The following is a 15,819-nucleotide window of genomic DNA, read 5'->3' on the forward strand; positions in this document are numbered from 1 at the left end:
CTGCCGGGCCCTCGGGGCCGGCCCGGACGGACGGAACCCCGGCCCGGCGTGTACGGGGGAAGGCACGCCGGACCGGGGTCGCCGGTGCCCGTCGGGGCGGGTGGGGGGAGGTCCCCCCGGTGACGGGAGGGAGGGGTCAGCTCAGGTGGAGCTGCTGACCCGGGTGGATGATGTCGGCGCTCTCCAGGATGTCCTTGTTGAGCTCGAACAGCTTCTTCCAGCCGCCGTCGACCTTCTCGGCCTCGGCGATCCCGCTGAGGGTGTCGCCGGCCTTGACCTTGTACTCGCCGTCGCCCTTCTTGAAGCCCTTGGCCCCGCCCTTCGGCGCGGACTCGGCCTTCGGGGCGGCCGGGGCGGACTTCTTCGGGGCCTCGGACCGCTCGGAGCGGGTGGTCGGGGCCTCGGCGCGCTCCTTCGGCTGCTCGGCGGCGCCGCCGCCGTACGGGGTGCTGGACAGGTTGACGCCGCAGCTCGGCCAGGCGCCCTTGCCCTGGCCCGCGAGGACCTTCTCGGCCACGGCGATCTGCTGGGACTTGGAGGCCTGGTCGGCGGAGGCGGCGTACGCGGTGCCGCCGTACGCGGCCCAGGTGGAGGCGGAGAACTGCAGACCGCCGTAGTAGCCGTTGCCGGTGTTGATGGACCAGTTGCCGCCGGACTCGCACTGGGCGACGGCGTCCCACTCGGAGGCCGTGGCGGCGGAGGCGGAGGTCGCGCCGATCAGCGGGGCGGCGACGGCCGCACCGGTGATGCCCACGAGGGCGGCGACACGGGTCATCTTCGACGGGCGGCGGTGCTTGGCGATGCCGGAACGCAGCATGAATCGTCTCCTCACCGACGCCTACGAGGTGAGCTGTCGGGTTCGGGCCGGAAAGGTGCCCGGCCGCGCACTCGTGGTGCGCGGCTTCACCCCAAGCCGTTCTCGACCCTCCCTCGCGGGCGGCCGGGACCGGCACTTACCTGGGTCCCCCGCTCCTGCCTACGGCGCTGTTCCAGCGACGACTGTTCCCCCGACCGACGGCAGGATTCGGCGTGACGGTCAGCGGTGCCCACCGGTGGCGAGCGGTTCAGACCGTAAACACACGTCTCCCCGATGTTCAAAGAGGAACATCGGGGAGAAAACGGACGAACCGCCGGGCGGGTGCGGGGTGTTTCCGCAGGTCGTGGTCGAGATGACCGAAATCGGCGGGCGAAAGGGGCCAGTTGCGGCAAAGAGACCCTTGTCTCACTTGCACAGAACGGACATTACCCGACGAAACGGCGGGGTGAACTACTCCTGGCCCAGGCCGAGATCGAGGCTCTGACCGGGGAGGATGAGGTCCGGGTCGCCGCCCACGGTCTCCTCGTTCGCGGCGTAGAGAGCCGCCCAGCCGCCCGGGACCTCCCGGTCGGCGGCGATCGTCCAGAGGTTGTCGCCGTCCTGGACCGTGTACGTGCCCTCGGGTGCGGCCCCGGTCACACCGTCACGTGCCGATCCGTCACCTCGTGAGGCATGACGGCCGTTCTCGCGGGATACGTCCGCATTGTCCTGGTCCGTGGCTTCCGGAGTCGCGGTCTCCGACTCCTCGGGGGCCGGGGTGCCGCGGTGCTTGCCGGTGCCCTCGGGCACGGCCTGCTCGCCCTCGGGGGCGGAGCCGCCGGCGTCCGCGTCGGCGGAGGGGTCCACCTCCTTGGCGGGCTCCTCCTCCTTCTCCGTGGCGTCCGGGGCGCCGCCCTCGGGAGCGCCCGTCTCACCGGAGCCGGTCCCGTCGGTCCCGTCGGTCTCGTCGACCGAGCCGCTCTTCGCGGAGTCGCGGTCCGTTCCGTCGGAGCCGGTGCCGGTGCCGGTGTCCGCGTCGGGGGTGGTGGAGGGGGCGGGCTCGGAGGGGAGCAGGTCGCCGGGCTGGACACCCGGGTCGGCGTCCCCGTCCGCCGTCAGACCGCCCACCACCGCGCACGCCTGCCATGCCTCGGGTCCCTGCGCCTGGAGGACCTTCTCGGCGACGGCGATCTGCTGGGACCGGCTGGCCAGATCGGCCCGCTCCGCGTAGGCGGTGCCGCCGAAGTCCTCCCAGTTCTCCTGGGAGAGCTGGAGGCCGCCGTAGTAGCCGTTACCGGTGTCGATCGTCCAGTTGCCGCCGGACTCGCACTCGGCGACCCGGTCCCAGGTGGCGGCGTCGGCAGCGGACGCGGAGCCCGCGCCGAGCAGCGGGATGGCGATGGCCGATCCGGTCACCCCCGCCGCGACGACGATGGCCGGTGCCTGACGGGGGCGGCGGTGGCGTCCGTTCCCGGAGAGCATGCAGTTGCCTTTCGCGTGACTACGGGGACCCGTGTGACCTCGTGAGGTCTCCGGGTGGGGGTGAACGTAGCCGCATTCGAACGTGAGTCACAAGTCGATGCAGCGCAGATCACGTGAAAGTCACAGAATTGACGGACCGTCAGTTTGTTTGGGGTGTGAACTCAACGGGCAGAGTGCGCAATCCGCGCATGATGAGCCCCCCACGCCACCGCAAATCACCCGGATCACCCGCAAGGCGCAGATCGGGCAGCCGGGTCAGCAGCGTCGCCAGCGCGGTCTGCCCCTCCAGGCGGGCGAGCGGGGCACCGAGGCAGTAGTGGATGCCGTGCCCGTATCCCAGATGCGGGTTGTCCCGGCGGGACAGGTCCAGGGTGTCCGGCTCCGCGAACCGCGCGGGGTCCCGGTCGGCGGCCGCGAGCACCACGAGCACCGGGTCGCCGGCCGCGATGCGCTGCCCGCCCAGGGTCAGCGGCTCGGTGGCGAACCGCCAGGTCGCCAGCTCCACCGGCCCGTCGTAGCGCAGGAGTTCCTCCACCCCGGTCGCGAGCAACCCCTCCTCCCCCGCCGCCAGCGACGCCTGGAGCCGAGCCCGCTGCGCGGGGTGGTTCAGCAGGGTGTGGACACCGTTGCCGATGAGGTTGACCGTGGTCTCGAACCCGGCGAAGAGAAGGATGAACGCCATCGCGGCGGCCTCGTTCTCGGTGAGGTGCTCACCGTGGTCGGAGGCCCGGATGAGGCCGGAGATGAGGTCGTCCTCCCCTTCCTCCCCCAGCGACTCCCGCTTGCGATGGATGAGTTCGGCGAGATAGCCGCGCATCTTCTTCACCGAACGGGCCACCCCGCCGCGCGGGCCGCCGCCTTGTCCCGGTGTGAAATGTCGCAGCATCATGCCCGCCCAGTCCCGGAAGTCGTCCTGGTCCTCGCGCGGGACGCCGAGCAGGTCGCAGATGGCGTAGATGGGGAGCGGGAACGCGAACTCATGGATGAGGTCCGCCTCCCCGCGCCCGGCGAACCCGTCGATGAGCCGGTCCGTCAGCTCCTGCACCCGGGGCGCGAACGCGGCGACCCTGCGCGGGGTGAACGCCTTCGACACCAGCCGGCGCAGCCGGGTGTGGTCCGGCGGGTCGATGTTCAGCAGATGCGTCATCAGCTCCGCCTTGCGCTCCCCCGGGATCCCCGTCTTCCCCTTGGCGTGCGCGGGCCCGGCGTGGTGCGCCGGGTTCTTGGACAGCCGCTGGTCCGCGAGCGCCTGCCGCGCGTCCGCGTACCGCGTCACCAGCCACGCCTCCACCCCGGACGGCAGCTCCGTCCGGTGCACCGGCGAAAGCTCCCGCAGCCACGCGTAGGCGGGGTAGGGATCGGTCGCGAACTCCCAGGTGAACAGCGCGGGCGCGACGGGAACGGGCGGGGTGGGGGGCGGCTGGTCGTGCATGCGACGACGGTAGCGCCCCCGCCGTGATCACTCCTTCGGCGGACGTCCCGGCATTCCCCCTGGGTAGGCTGACGGTACGCGCCAGACTCCGTCGCATGGGAGCGCTGATGAGTGCCGCAGCCGAGGGCCACCGGGACGAGCAGGACGACCGGGAGGACCGGGAGGAGTCCGCCGGGGAGCAGTACGTCTTCCCGGTGCCGCCGCGCGGCGGGTGGACGGCGGACGACCTCGACCGGATCAAGGGTCTCCCACCGCACACCGAGCTGATCGACGGGGGCCTGTTCTTCGTGAGTCCGCAGACTCTCTTCCACATGGCCGCGCTGCGCCTGCTGGAGAACGCGCTGGCGCAGCAGGTGCCGGAGCATCTGTACGTCGTCCGGGAGATGACGACGAAGCTCGGCGAGCGCGACCGCCCCGAGCCCGACCTCATGGTGGTACGGGAGAGTGCGCTGACCGGCCCCGAGCAGACCTGGTACGCCCCCGAGGACATCCTGCTCGCCGTCGAGATCGTCTCCGAGGAGTCCGTCCAGCGGGACCGTGAGCTGAAGCCCCGCAAGTACGCCGCCGCCGGCATCCGCCACTTCTGGCGGGTGGAGAAGAACGGCGACGCACCGGTCGTCTACGTCTACGAACTCGACCCCGCCACCGGTACATACGCGGTGACCGGCATCCACCACAGCCGGCTCAAGGCGGAGGTCCCCTACCCGATCGACGTCGACCTGACCTCGATGGACCGGCGCCGGGGCCCCGCCCAGGACTGACGCACGCGGACCCGCTCCCGTGGCGGCGGTCAGGCCGGGGCGGGTCCGGCCGACTCCGCCGTGCGGATCGCGTCGCGGTAGGCGCGGGCCGCCGCGCGGAGGGCGGCTTCCGGGTCGGTGCCGTCGGCCTCGGCGCGGACCGCGAGGCGGAGGAGGTCGTAGCCGATGCCCTCGCCCGCCGGGAGGTCCACGGGGAGGTCCGCCGCGCGGACGCGGGAGGCCAGTTTCGCGGCGAGGGCCAGGCCGGGCTGGCCCAGCGGGACGCCGTCGGTGACGGAGGCGCGCTGCTTCTCGATCGCCTTGGTGCGCAGCCAGTGCGCGTGCACGTCCTCCGGGGTCTCGGCACTCTCGTCGCCGAAGACGTGCGGATGCCGGTGGATCAGCTTCTCCACGATCGTCGCGGCCACGTCGTCCACCGAGAACGGCTCCTCCGCGTCCTCCTCCGCGATCCGGGCGTGGAAGACGACCTGGAGCAGGACGTCCCCCAGCTCCTCGCGCAGCTCGGTGCGGTCGCCGTCCTCGATGGCCTCGACGAGTTCGTACGCCTCCTCGATGCCGTACTTGGCCAGCCCCCGGTGCGTCTGCCGCGAGGTCCACGGGCACTCGCGCCGGACGCGGTCCATGACCTCGACCAGGTCCAGCAGCCGGGCGCCCGGCAGGTCGTAGGAGCCGGGCAGCAGCTCCAGCTCCGGCATCGCCACCCGGCCCGAGCCGCCGAGGCGGGCCAGCCCGTCGGTCAGCGGCTGGTCCCCCGTGCCCGAGGTGACCACGACCACCGTCCGCCCGCCCGCGCACGCGGCCACCAGCTCCTCCGCGCCCGGCACCCCGTGCTCCACCGCGACGCCCGCCTCCCGCAGATACGGCAGCTGGGGGTGGGCCGCGTCGGCGCAGAGCACCAGGTCCGCCGCGCGCAGGACCCGCCAGGCGGGCCAGGACAGCAGCCCGGGGGCGACCCGGTGGCTCGCGGTGAGCAGGACGAGCCGGCCGGCATCGCAGGAGTCGGGCACGGTCGCGGAGGCTTCTTCGGTCACTCCTCGAACCTACCCCGGGCCCGGAGCGCGTCAGGCCCCGGTCGCGGGCTCCGGCTCCTCGGTGACCTGGGTGATCCAGGGAGCCTGGTAGGCGCCCAGCTCCAGCTTGGCGTCGTTCCAGGCGCCGAAGCGCGGGTTGACGTCGATGTCGAGGGACTTCGCGGCGGCGGTGAACGCCTCGTTCATCTCCTGCTGGCCCTCGGGGGTGTTGGTCGCGCCCAGGGACTCGGCGAGCTTGCCCACCAGGACGTCCCGGCGGATCACGTCGTCCAGCTGGTCGGGGGCGACCCCGCGCTGCTGGAGGTACATCGCGGCGAGCTGCTCCTCGCCGCCGGACTGCTCGGCGAGGGCGGCCCGGGCCTCCTGGACCTCCTTGCGGGTCACCGTCACCCCGGCGTCGTCGGCGGCCTTCGTGACCACCCGGTCCACGATCAGGTCGTACAGCTTGGCCCGGCCGAGCTGCCCGGTGTCCTTGATGAGCTGGGCCGCCTGCGCGGAGGACTGCTGCGCGTCGCGTACGTCCCGCACCTGCGCCTGCACGGTGGACACCTCGATCCGCTCCCCGCCGACGACGGCGGCGGCGCCGGGGTGGGCCTCGTTCCCGCAGGCGGCGAGGAGGGGGACGGCGGCGGCGAGGGCCGCGGTGAGGGTGAGCGCGGTGCGACGGCGGCGGTGCAAAGGAGCCTCCCGGGGAGAGTTTGTGCATCGGTGCACAAAGCCTTGCGGTGATCGATGGTAGGCAGTCGGAGTGGCGCAGGCCACTGGTTCGCCAAACGATTCGCCGAGGGGTACGGATGCGGTGCCCCGCACACCCCGTGCGGCGGGGCACGGGCATCGGCACCCCGACGCTCATCCGGCGTTCACCCGCCGCTCACGCGCGCGTCAGCGGCCCCTCCCCCGGGCCGCCCTACCCTCGCCCGGTGACCACGCTCTCCGTCATCGTCCCCTGCTACAACGTCTCGGCGTACGTCGCCGAGACCGTGGCGGGCCTGGTGAACAACGCGCGCGAGGACTTCGAGTTCGTCTTCGTCGAGGACCGCTCCACCGACGACACCTTCGAGGCCCTGACCGCGCTCACCGCCCGGCTCCCGCACAGCACCGTCGTCCGCCACGACGAGAACCGGGGCCTCGCCTCGGCCCGCAACACCGGCATCGACCGGGCGAGAGGGCGGTATCTGACCTTCCTCGACGGGGACGACTGGCTGGGCCCGGGCCATCTCCCCGCGCTGGTCGAGGCGATCGGCCGGCTCGGCGTCGACTTCGTGCGCACCGACCACGTCCAGGCGACCGGCACCCGGCGCACCCTCCAGCGCGCCCCCGAGGGCCGCCGGGACGTGCCCCTCGACCCGCGCTCCTCGATCCTCCCCGTCGACGAGTCGAGCATGGTCGACTACCCGTACGCCTGGGCCGGGATCTACGACGCCCGCCTTCTCGACCAGGGCCTGCTGCGCTTCACCGACGGGCTGCGCACGGCGGAGGACCGGCCCTGGATCTGGCAGTTGCACCGCAGGGCCGAGTCGTACGCCGTGGTCTCCCAGCACCGGATCTTCTACCGGCGCGGGGTGGCGACCTCCCTCACCCAGATCGGGGACGTGCGCCAGCTGGACTTCGTCCGGGCCTTCGACCAGGTCCTGGACGAACTCGCGGACGACCCGGAACACGAGGCGCTGCTGCCGAAGGCGGTCCGCAGCTACTGCGCCGTGATCGCCCACCAGCTCCGCGACCGGCGCCGCTTCAGCCGCCCGGTCGCCCGGGAACTGATGACCCGCACCGCCGGCGCCCTCCGGCGGATCCCCGCCGCCGAACTGGAGCGGGCCCTGACCGGGCTCGACGACGAACGGCGCGCCCTCGTCCGGAAGGCCGCGGCATGACCGTCCAGATCTTCTGCGCCGCCACCCAGTACGCCGCGGCCACCGTCACCGCCGCGCTGCGCGCCGGGCTCTTCGGGACGCGCGCGGGCAACCGCCGAATTCTGCTGGTGAGCGACACCTCGGCCGCCCCGGAGGTGGGCGTCCCGCTGGACCGGATGTCCGGATTCGACGCCCTGCGCGGGGAGTTCGACGAGGTCCGCTCCTGGAACGAGACGATCCGGCCCCACCACCCGGCCGGCTGGTCGCCGCGCGCCCAGGACGCGGTCCTGTGGGAGCGGAGCCTGCGGCTCGCCTGGGACCTCGGGGACGAGCGGGTCGAGATCGCCTGCGAGTCCATCCAGGCCAACCCCTCCCGCGCGATCGCCACGATCTTCGCGGACAGCCCGGTCGACGTGTACGCGGACGGGCTGATGAGCTACGGCCCGACCCGCAACCACCTCCCGCTGCCGCTGAGCAGCCGGGTCCGGCGGCTGATCCACCTCGACCTGGTGCCCGGACTGCGGCCCCTGCTGCTCGCGGAGTACGGCGTGGCGCCGGTCGCCGTCCCCGACGCGGAGTTCCGGGCGGTGCTCGCCGGGATCGGCGCGGCGGCCGAGACGGGCGGGCAGCGCTCCACGGCGCTGCTGCTGGGCCAGTACCTGTCCGCGCTGGAGCTGATCACCCGGGACGAGGAGGAGGAGCTGCATCTGCGGATGCTGCGCGGCGCCGCCGCCCTCGGCCACCGCACGGTCACCTTCAAGCCGCACCCCAGCGCCCCGGCGGACTCCACCCGCGCGCTGGAGGAGCTGGCGGCGGAGCTCGACGTCTCCCTGCACGTCCTGCGCGCCCCGGTGCTGGCGGAGACCCTGTACGAGCGGGCCCGGCCCGAGCTGGTGGTGGGCTGCTTCTCGACGGCGATGATCACGGCGGCGGCGTTCTACGGCATCCCGGCGGCCCGGGTGGGCACCGAACTGCTGCTGGAGCGGATCGCGCCGTACCAGAACAGCAACCGGGTGCCGCTGACGCTGGTCGACGCGCTGGTGCCCGAGGTGGGCGACCGGGAGCGGGCGGGGCGGCCGGTGGACCTCACGGCGGACGTGGGGGCACTGGTGCGCGCGGTCGGGTACTGCATGCAGTCGCAGGCCCACCCGGGGCTGCGGGAGGAGGCGGCCGCGCTGCTGGCCTCGCTGCCCCGGGAGCGGCTGACCCGCTGGTTCAAGCGGCGCAGGCTGGCCGCGCTGAGCCTGCCGGGCGCGCCGGAGCCGGTACGCGGAGCGGCGCTGCGGAGCAACCCGGTGGTGCGGAAGGTGGCCCGCCGGCTGCGCTGAGGGCGGGCGGGGACGGCGGGGTGGCCGTCAGCCGACCGGGGTGCGCTCCCGTTCCGGGGCGCGGGGCGCCGGGGCGGGCGGCGGCACGGTCCGGCGGGCGGCCGGGCCGAGCATGATCAGGCGGGAGACCAGGAAGGTCACCGGGATCGCGGCCGCCGCCGCGAGCAGCGGCGCGTAGGTGCTGGCCAGGCCGAGCACGTCCACCAGGAGGTAGACGCCCGCGGTCGTGATCACGAAGTTCGCCGCGTTGCTCAGCGGGAACAGCAGGAACTTCCGCCAGGTGGGCCGGGTGCGGTAGGTGACGTACGAGGTCAGGAAGAAGGACACCACCATGGAGAGGGTGAAGGCGGCGATGTGCGCGGCCACGTACGGCAGGGCCGTCAGCAGCGCCCGGTAGAGGCCGTAGTACACCCCGGTGTTCACCGCGCCGACCGCGACGAAGCGGATGATCTGGCCGCGTGTGGTCATCGCCCTGCCCGTTCCGCGCGCCCGTTCCCTGCACTGCCCTGGCACTGCCCTGTCGTACCCGTCGTGCGCGCCGTTCGCGCGGGGGAAGGCCGGCGTCGTTCGCCTTCACCACGGGCAAGGGTGGCACATCCGCGCGCCGGGCCCGGCGCGCACCGGGTCCGGCGGTCCGCGCCGGGGGCCGTGTCAGGGGCGGAACCGCTGCTGCCGCTCCAGCGCGCGCCGCAGCTCCACCGGGAGCTGGTGGTAGGGCCCGTACGCCCGTTCCGCGTCGTAGAGCAGGGACTGGAACTGGTGCCAGGCGCCGGTGTGGTCGCCGACCGCGAGGAGCAGGTGCCCGATGCGGTGGCGGACCTGGAAGGCCCGGTCCCGGTCGGTCCGCTCGTAGTGCGGCAGCACGGCCCGGAACTCGGCGAGGGCGGCGGCCGGTTCGCCGAGCTGCTCCAGGCACTGGGCGGCGTCGTGCCGGTACTGGAGGGTCTGGGGGTCGGCCGGGCCCGCCTCGGCGGTGCGGTCGTCGGCGAGGCGGCGCAGCTCGGGCAGGGCGCGGCGGTACTGGCCGTCGTCCATCAGGGTCGCCGCGTACTGCTTGCGCAGGATGCGGACCACGGGCGAGCGCTCGCCGTGCTCCTCGGCGGCGGCCGGGAGGATGCGTCCGAGGATGTCCACGGCCTGGGTGATGCCGCCCTCCCCGAGCAGGCGCTTGACCTCGTCGACGGCGGCGGCGACATCGGGCCGGGGCGCGGTGGCCGGCACCGGGGGCACGGCCGGGGGCGGCGGGGCGCCCGCCCGGTCCGGCCAGGGGGCGTGGGGGCGCAGGAAGGGGCGGGTGGGGTCGAGCGGCCCGGCGGGCGCGCCGCGCGCGGGCAGCAGCGGGGCCAGCGCCTCGTACACCTCCTGCGCGCCGGACGGGCGGTGCTGCGGGTCCTTGGCGAGCAGCCGCAGCACCAGGGCCTCCAGCGCCTCGGGCACCTCGGGGCGGGCCTGGCGCACGGGCACCGGGGGCTCGTAGAGGTGGCGGTGGAGGACGCCGAGGACGGTGGAGCCGGCGAACGGCACGTTCCCGCTGAGGAGTTCGTGGAGGACCACGCCGAGGGCGTAGAGGTCGGTGTAGGGGCCGACCGCGCCGCCCATCGCCTGCTCGGGGGCCATATAGGCGGGGCTGCCGATGGGGGAGCCGGTGTGGGTGAGGCGGGTGGTGTCGGTGTCGATGACGGAGGCGACGCCGAGGTCGAGGACGGTGACCGTGCCGTCGGGCTTCACCATCACATTGCGGGGCTTGAGGTCCCGGTGGACGATCGGCACCGCGTGGACGGCGCCGAGGACCGCGCACAGCTGGGCGGCGACCGAGACGGCCCACTCCCACGGGTAGGGGTCGTGTTCGGCGAGGTGGTCGGCCAGGTCGGCGCCGTCGACGTACTGCATCACCAGGTACAGGTCGTCGTCGTCGCTGCCCGCGTCGTGCACGGTGACCAGGCCGGGGTGGCTGACCTGGGCGGTGACCCGGCACTCGCGTACGAAGCGGCGGCGCATCTCGTCGGCGGCGGTGGCGGCGGCCATGTGGTCGGGGCGCAGCAGCTTGACGGCCACCCGCCGGTCGAGGCGCTGGTCGTAGGCGGCCCAGACCTGGCCCATGCCGCCCTGGCCGATCAGTGCGGAGAGTTCGTAGCGGCCGGCGACGACGCGCCCGCTCACCGGCCGCCGTCCCGGTCGCCGTTCCGGTCACCCGGCCCGCCGTCCCGGCCGCCGCCGCCCGGCTGGTCGCCGCCGCGCAGGAGGTCGCTCAGCTCGTCGAGTTCGGCGCGCACCTGGTCGATCCGGGCCTTGGGGCGCTCGGGGCCGGGGCCGGTCCCGGGGGTGCCGGGCTGCGGGGTGCCGGGGCCGGCCGGGATGTGGGCGGGGCCGGGTATGCCGGAGCCGGGGTGCGGGGTGGTGCCCGGGGGCGGGGTGTGCTGCGGCGGGGGCGTGTGCCGCTGCGGGGGCGGTGTCTGCCGCGGGGGCGCCGGGTAGCCGTAGCCGGGGGTGCGGGCGGTGAACGGGCCCGGGGTCGGGATCGTCGGCCCGTACGGCGAACCGGTCGGCGCGGGCCCCGCCCAGCCGGCCACCGCGGGCGGCGCCTGGTAGTGGCGGATCTCGGCGATCAGGTAGTGCACCGAGCCGCCGACCGCGAGACCGAGCATCAGGAAGATGAAGACGAAGTCCACGGCGTTGGGGTTCGCGTCGGCCGGGGCCCCGAACGCGCCGATCATCGCCACCGCGACCACCGCGAGGACCAGGGAGAGCGTGAACAGCACCCAGTCCAGGGGGCGGCGGCGCACGGCGGCCAGCCGCAGCAGCGCCCCCCACGCCAGGAACCCGAAGCTGACCAGCGCCAGCGCCACGAGGACGACGCGCACGACGACGAGCAGCGCGGTCGAGGGGCGCCGGGGCTGCGGCGGCGCGAAGCCGGGGCCGTGCATGTCCTGCTCCTGGGGTGCCTGTGGTGCCTGGGGTGGCGGTGAACCGGTGCGCCGGGCCGGGGAACACCGGTCGGCGGGGTGAAGCGTATACACCGACACCGTCGGGCGGCTGCGGGTTGTACGGAACGGACGCCGGACCGGCCCTCGGGGGCGGCTCCCGGAGGGCGGCGGTCCGCTCACGCGGGCCCCCGGGACCGGGTCACCCGGGGAGGACGCGGCCGTCCGTCAGCCCGTCGCAGAGGCCCTGGACGAGTTGCTCGCCGAGGCGTCCCGCGAGGCGCAGCGCGTCCTCGAACTCGCCCAGCGCGCGGAAGCGTTCGCCGTAGCGCCGCTGGTCGGCGAGGGGCAGCCGGGGCAGCTGGAGGCGGCGGACGTCGAGCCGGGTGGCGGTGGAGGCGTAGCTGCTCGCCTGGCGCTGGTTGGTGCTGCCGCGCAGGAACCCGGCGAGGAACCAGGGGTCCAGGGCGGCCGGGTCGGGGCGCAGGAGCTGGAGGTTGCGGCCGAGGGCGGCGCCCGCGAGGGTCTCGTCCGCGACCCGGACGACGGTTCCGGCGCCGAGCACGGGCACGATCACGTCACCGGCCGCCACCAGGACGGCCTCCTCCTCCCCGTCCCCCTCGGGCAGGGTGCCGGAGGGTTCGCGGCCGGCCAGGACGTCCTGCTCGGTGAGGACGGGGACGGCGTCGCCGGGCGGGGCCGTCCCCGGGCCGCCGGCCCGCAGCACGAGGGCCCCGGCGCGGGCGAGTTCGCCGACGGTGGTGGACGGCCAGGGCAGCGGGCCCTCGGGCGGGGCGGGGCGCGCGGGCGGCGGGGTCAGTTCGGCGGCCCGGCCCAGGGTGCGGGTCAGGCGGTCGCGCACCCGGACGAGTTCGGCGGTGCCGCCGGCCGCCGCCGGGGGCGGCAGATGGCGGGCGGGGGCCAGGTCCACGTCGTCGTCGAGGAGTTCGATGACGGGCACGGACCGGCTGACTCCGGGGGTCTCCTCGACGGTGCCGTGCCCCTCGACGGCGCGCCACGCGTCGAGAACGGTGGTGCGCAGGGCCGTCCAGTCGATGCGGTCCCGGCCGCCGGGGGTCGCGCCGGGGGTGCCGTCGGCGCCTGCCGCGGTGTCGACGACGAGGAGTTCGGGCGCGGGCCGGTCCCCCGGGGCGGGGCGGCGCAGCACCCAGAGGTGGAGGGGGATGCCGTAGGGCGGGGCGGCGCCCGCGGGGAGGGCGACGACGGCGCGCAGGGCGCCGCGGCGCAGCAGCCCGGCGCGGACGCGGCGGCCGGAGCGCCGGGAGGCGGCGGCGGGAGGCATCAGCAGGACGGCGGTGCCGCCGGGGCGGAGCCGGGCCAGGGCGTGCTGGACCCAGGCGAGTTCGGACTCGGTGCGGGCGGGGAGGCCGTACTCCCAGCGGGGGTCGTAGGCCAGTTCCTCGTGGCCCCAGTGGCGTTCGTTGAACGGCGGGTGGCACAGGACCGCGTCCGCCGTGAGGTTCGGGTGGGCGTCGGCGCGCAGGGCGTCCCCGGCGGCGGCGTGCACGGGGGCGTCACCGTGCAGGGCGAGGCGGAGGGCGGCGAGGGCGGTGAGGTCGGGGTCGGCGTCCTGGGCGTAGACGGCGTCGGGGCGCTCGGCGGCGCGCAGCAGGGCGCCGGTGCCGGCGGCGGGGTCGAGCACGGTGCCGCCCGCGCCGGCCAGGGCGGCCATCAGCTCGGCGGGTTCGGGCGGGGTGAGGGTGTACTGCCGGGGGTTGGCGTCGAGATGGCGGCCGAGGAGGAACTCGAAGGCCCCCCGGGCGCCGGTCTGGGCCGCGAGTTCGGTGACGCCCCGCAACAGGGCGGTGGAGGGGGCAAGTTCGTCCGCGCCGGGGGCCGGTACGGGCCCCGGTTCGCCGAACCGGGCGGCCAGGGTCTCGGCGAGGACGGGCGGCAGCGCGGCGGCCAGCCGCTCGTCGGGGACGGCGGCGGCCGCGGCCCAGCGGGCCGGGCGGTCGTGGACGGCGAGGAGGGCGCAGCCGGCCTGCGTCAGCGCGGTGACGGCGCCGGCGGGGTGGGCGGTGAGCTGCTGCCACACCCGCTCGCGCAAGGGCACCTCGGCGAGCTTGCCCTGCTCGCGCAGCCAGCGTTCGACCTCGGCCAGGGCGAAGGAGGGGCTGGTCTCGGTGCCGCCCACGGGTCTGGGGAAGTCGGCGTGTCTGCGGCGCCAGTTGCTCACGGCGGCACGGCCGACCCCCGCCAGGCGGGCGATCCCGGCGGCGGTCACCTCTGCTGCGTTCTCCGGCATCCGAGTTCCCCCTCGACGGGCCGACAGGTAGTCACGTGGTCGCGGTCGTCACGCTGCTGTGATGGCGATCCTAGCGGCCCGGCGGGACGCCACCCTTCACAGCATGACATCACCCCGCCAAAGATTCTTGTGTTGACTCGGTTCACAGGCTCTGCTCTTATTGACCCATCGAAAGCGGATCTCGTTTACGTGATCCCTACATGTCCCCGGGGGGATACAGCCATGTCTCAGAGCACGCAGCAGTACGGGCCCGGCGAACCGGGCTTCGGCCCCGGCGCGGGCCCCGCGCCGTTCACACCGCAGCAGCCGCCGCGCAACGGCCTCGGCACCGCCGCCCTCGTCCTCGGCATCATCGGCCTGATCCTGGGCATCGTCCCGTTCCTGTTCTGGCTCGGCGGGATCCTGGGCCTGCTCGCCCTGATCCTCGGCCTCGTCGGCCTCGGCCGCACCAAGCGCGGCCAGGCCACCAACAAGGGCGTCACGATCGCCGGCACCGTGCTGGGCGGTCTGGCGCTGATCGTGAGCGCGGTGATGGGTGTGGTGACCGTGACGGCGGTGAAGGACGCGGTGGACGAGGTCAACAAGTCGATCGAGGAGTCCGCCCCCAAGAAGCCGGCCCCGAAGGACAAGGCGGCCGGGGACGCGGACAAGGGCGCCGACGCCCCCGCGGACACGGCGGGCGACGACAAGGGCGCGGTGGACGAGGCCCTTGAGGCCGGGGACGGCGTGGTCTACGACGACGACCTCACGGTGACGGTCTCCGCCCCGCGCACCTACACGCCGAGCGAGTTCGCGATCGGCCACACCAAGGGCAACAAGAGCTACCAGGTCACCGTCGAGATCGACAACGCGGGCAAGGAGAAGTTCGACGCCTCCCTGGTGATCGCCGAGGCCCGCGCGGGCGCGGACGGCACCACCGCCGAGCAGATCTTCGACGAGAAGGTCGGCCAGGGCTTCAGCGGCACGATCCTGCCCGGCAAGAAGGCGACCGTGACCTACGCCTTCGACGTCCCGTCCGGTGCCAAGACGATGACCGTCGAGGTCACCCCGGGTATCGACTACGACGCCTCGCAGTGGGAGCTGAAGCTCTGAACTGCCCGAGGGGGGAAGGTGCGGGCCGTCCACGAGGGCGGCCCGCACCGCTGTGCGCGGGCGGGGTTCCGGCGGCTCAGCCGCCGCACTGCCGCAGCATCGTCTCCTTGTCCGGCCCGGTGACCGGCAGTTCGTACTTCAGGGCCACCTGCGCGAAGCGCACCGCGTAGGAGCAGCGGATCGCCTTGTTCGGCGGCAGCCAGGAGGCCGGACCGGAGTCGCTCTTCGCGGAGTTGGTCCGGCCGTCGACCGGGAGCAGATTGAGCGGGTCGTTCGCGAGCCGGCGGCGCTTGGCGTCGTCCCAGCGGGCCGCGCCCATCTGCCAGCCGTACGACAGCGGCACCACATGGTCTATCTGCACCTCGGCCGCCTTCGCCTTCTTCCAGGCGATGTCCTTGCCGGTGTACGGGTCGTACAGGGTCATCGCCACGACCACACAGTCCGATCCGGAGCGGTGGGCGAGGTCGGCGCCGTCGCGGGCCAGCAGGTCGTTGCGGGTGTCGCAGCCGTTGCGGGCGAAGGCCACCCCGTCCGCCGTGTCCATCCACGCGTAGCCGAACTCGTCCCGGTCGTAACCGGTCTTCGGGCCGCGTCCCTTGGTGGCGACGCGGCCGATCAGCTCCCGGGCCCGGGCCCGGTCCTTCTCCCCGGCGAGGGCGCCGAGGCCCGGCTCGGTGCCCTCCGGGTTGGCGAAGGGGCTGGTGCCGGACGCCGACGCCGCTCCCCCGCCGTCGTCCGCCGGCCCCGCCGCGCCGTCGCCCCGGCCCAGCTCCTCGCAGCCGGTGAGCAGCACCACCGCCGCGAGGAGCGCCGCCGCCCCGCCCCTGACTCTTCCGCGTCCCGTCACGCCCATACCG

The 15,819-nt window shown here is 74.4% G+C and carries 14 protein-coding genes and 1 riboswitch; of the genes, 4 read left to right on the forward strand and 10 right to left on the reverse strand.

Annotated elements, in window-relative coordinates; genetic code table 11:
* Window positions 1–136: 136 nt before the first annotated feature.
* The 3 genes from ABZ457_RS15110 to ABZ457_RS15120 all read right to left on the reverse strand — a co-directional run bounded on the left by ABZ457_RS15110 (window position 137) and on the right by ABZ457_RS15120 (window position 3,710).
* A complete protein-coding gene (locus tag ABZ457_RS15110; protein WP_359157888.1) occupies window positions 137–817 on the reverse strand; it encodes a transglycosylase family protein in 681 nt (226 codons plus the stop codon).
* A gap of 3 nt (window positions 818–820) precedes the next feature.
* Window positions 821–994, reverse strand: a riboswitch (cyclic di-AMP (ydaO/yuaA leader).
* Between the two features lie 273 nt (window positions 995–1,267).
* Window positions 1,268–2,278 carry a transglycosylase family protein gene (locus ABZ457_RS15115; RefSeq protein WP_359157890.1) on the reverse strand — a complete coding sequence of 337 codons (1,011 nt, stop codon included), beginning with the start codon at window positions 2,276–2,278 and terminating at the stop codon, window positions 1,268–1,270.
* A gap of 139 nt (window positions 2,279–2,417) precedes the next feature.
* A complete protein-coding gene (locus ABZ457_RS15120) occupies window positions 2,418–3,710 on the reverse strand; it encodes a cytochrome P450 (RefSeq protein ID WP_359157892.1) in 1,293 nt (430 codons plus the stop codon).
* A gap of 107 nt (window positions 3,711–3,817) precedes the next feature.
* Between ABZ457_RS15120 and ABZ457_RS15125 the strand changes: the two genes are divergently transcribed.
* A complete protein-coding gene (locus tag ABZ457_RS15125; protein WP_359157894.1) occupies window positions 3,818–4,471 on the forward strand; it encodes a Uma2 family endonuclease in 654 nt (217 codons plus the stop codon).
* A gap of 29 nt (window positions 4,472–4,500) precedes the next feature.
* On the opposite strand, the gene ABZ457_RS15130 is transcribed toward ABZ457_RS15125, so the two are convergent.
* Complete coding sequence (locus tag ABZ457_RS15130; RefSeq protein WP_359157896.1) at window positions 4,501–5,502, reverse strand: nucleoside triphosphate pyrophosphohydrolase; 1,002 nt, start codon at window positions 5,500–5,502, stop codon at window positions 4,501–4,503.
* 30 nt (window positions 5,503–5,532) lie between these two features.
* The gene (locus tag ABZ457_RS15135) at window positions 5,533–6,180 is read right to left on the reverse strand and encodes a SurA N-terminal domain-containing protein (protein ID WP_359157899.1); all 648 of its coding nucleotides are present in this window, start codon (window positions 6,178–6,180) and stop codon (window positions 5,533–5,535) included.
* A 242-nt stretch (window positions 6,181–6,422) separates the two neighbouring features.
* On the opposite strand from ABZ457_RS15135, the gene ABZ457_RS15140 reads away from it, so the two are divergent.
* Together ABZ457_RS15140 and ABZ457_RS15145 are read left to right on the forward strand one after the other, a co-directional pair.
* Window positions 6,423–7,373 (forward strand): glycosyltransferase family 2 protein, encoded by a 951-nt coding sequence (locus ABZ457_RS15140; RefSeq protein WP_359157901.1) that lies wholly within the window; start codon window positions 6,423–6,425, stop codon window positions 7,371–7,373.
* Window positions 7,370–8,680 (forward strand): polysialyltransferase family glycosyltransferase, encoded by a 1,311-nt coding sequence (locus tag ABZ457_RS15145; protein WP_359157903.1) that lies wholly within the window; start codon window positions 7,370–7,372, stop codon window positions 8,678–8,680. Before ABZ457_RS15140 ends, ABZ457_RS15145 begins: the two co-directional genes overlap by 4 nt.
* Window positions 8,681–8,707: 27 nt before the next feature.
* On the opposite strand, the gene ABZ457_RS15150 is transcribed toward ABZ457_RS15145, so the two are convergent.
* From ABZ457_RS15150 to ABZ457_RS15165, 4 genes are all read right to left on the reverse strand, one after another.
* Window positions 8,708–9,148 carry a GtrA family protein gene (locus tag ABZ457_RS15150; protein WP_359157906.1) on the reverse strand — a complete coding sequence of 147 codons (441 nt, stop codon included), beginning with the start codon at window positions 9,146–9,148 and terminating at the stop codon, window positions 8,708–8,710.
* Between the two features lie 183 nt (window positions 9,149–9,331).
* On the reverse strand, window positions 9,332–10,840 hold the full coding sequence (locus ABZ457_RS15155; RefSeq protein WP_359157908.1) for a serine/threonine-protein kinase: 1,509 nt from the start codon (window positions 10,838–10,840) through the stop codon (window positions 9,332–9,334).
* A complete protein-coding gene (locus tag ABZ457_RS15160) occupies window positions 10,837–11,604 on the reverse strand; it encodes a hypothetical protein (protein ID WP_359157910.1) in 768 nt (255 codons plus the stop codon). The genes ABZ457_RS15155 and ABZ457_RS15160 overlap by 4 nt, the downstream gene beginning before the upstream one ends.
* 199 nt (window positions 11,605–11,803) lie before the next feature.
* Window positions 11,804–13,870 carry an N-6 DNA methylase gene (locus ABZ457_RS15165; RefSeq protein WP_359157912.1) on the reverse strand — a complete coding sequence of 689 codons (2,067 nt, stop codon included), beginning with the start codon at window positions 13,868–13,870 and terminating at the stop codon, window positions 11,804–11,806.
* Between the two features lie 222 nt (window positions 13,871–14,092).
* Between ABZ457_RS15165 and ABZ457_RS15170 the strand changes: the two genes are divergently transcribed.
* A complete protein-coding gene (locus tag ABZ457_RS15170; RefSeq protein WP_359157914.1) occupies window positions 14,093–14,962 on the forward strand; it encodes a DUF4352 domain-containing protein in 870 nt (289 codons plus the stop codon).
* 76 nt (window positions 14,963–15,038) lie between these two features.
* Here ABZ457_RS15170 and ABZ457_RS15175 read toward each other — a convergent pair whose 3' ends face one another.
* Window positions 15,039–15,809, reverse strand: a complete 771-nt coding sequence (locus tag ABZ457_RS15175) for an HNH endonuclease family protein (protein WP_359157916.1) — start codon at window positions 15,807–15,809, stop codon at window positions 15,039–15,041.
* Window positions 15,810–15,819 lie beyond the last annotated feature (10 nt).

Source organism: Streptomyces sp. NPDC005805 (assembly GCF_040630445.1).
GTDB lineage: Bacteria > Actinomycetota > Actinomycetes > Streptomycetales > Streptomycetaceae > Streptomyces.

Coding starts and splice junctions, on each gene's coding strand:
- ABZ457_RS15110 (WP_359157888.1), bottom strand. CDS start 817: ATGCTGCGTTCCGGCATCGCCAAGCACCGCCGCCCGTCGAAGATGACC.
- ABZ457_RS15115 (WP_359157890.1), bottom strand. CDS start 2,278: ATGCTCTCCGGGAACGGACGCCACCGCCGCCCCCGTCAGGCACCGGCC.
- ABZ457_RS15120 (WP_359157892.1), bottom strand. CDS start 3,710: ATGCACGACCAGCCGCCCCCCACCCCGCCCGTTCCCGTCGCGCCCGCG.
- ABZ457_RS15125 (WP_359157894.1), top strand. CDS start 3,818: ATGAGTGCCGCAGCCGAGGGCCACCGGGACGAGCAGGACGACCGGGAG.
- ABZ457_RS15145 (WP_359157903.1), top strand. CDS start 7,370: ATGACCGTCCAGATCTTCTGCGCCGCCACCCAGTACGCCGCGGCCACC.
- ABZ457_RS15150 (WP_359157906.1), bottom strand. CDS start 9,148: ATGACCACACGCGGCCAGATCATCCGCTTCGTCGCGGTCGGCGCGGTG.
- ABZ457_RS15160 (WP_359157910.1), bottom strand. CDS start 11,604: ATGCACGGCCCCGGCTTCGCGCCGCCGCAGCCCCGGCGCCCCTCGACC.
- ABZ457_RS15165 (WP_359157912.1), bottom strand. CDS start 13,870: ATGCCGGAGAACGCAGCAGAGGTGACCGCCGCCGGGATCGCCCGCCTG.
- ABZ457_RS15170 (WP_359157914.1), top strand. CDS start 14,093: ATGTCTCAGAGCACGCAGCAGTACGGGCCCGGCGAACCGGGCTTCGGC.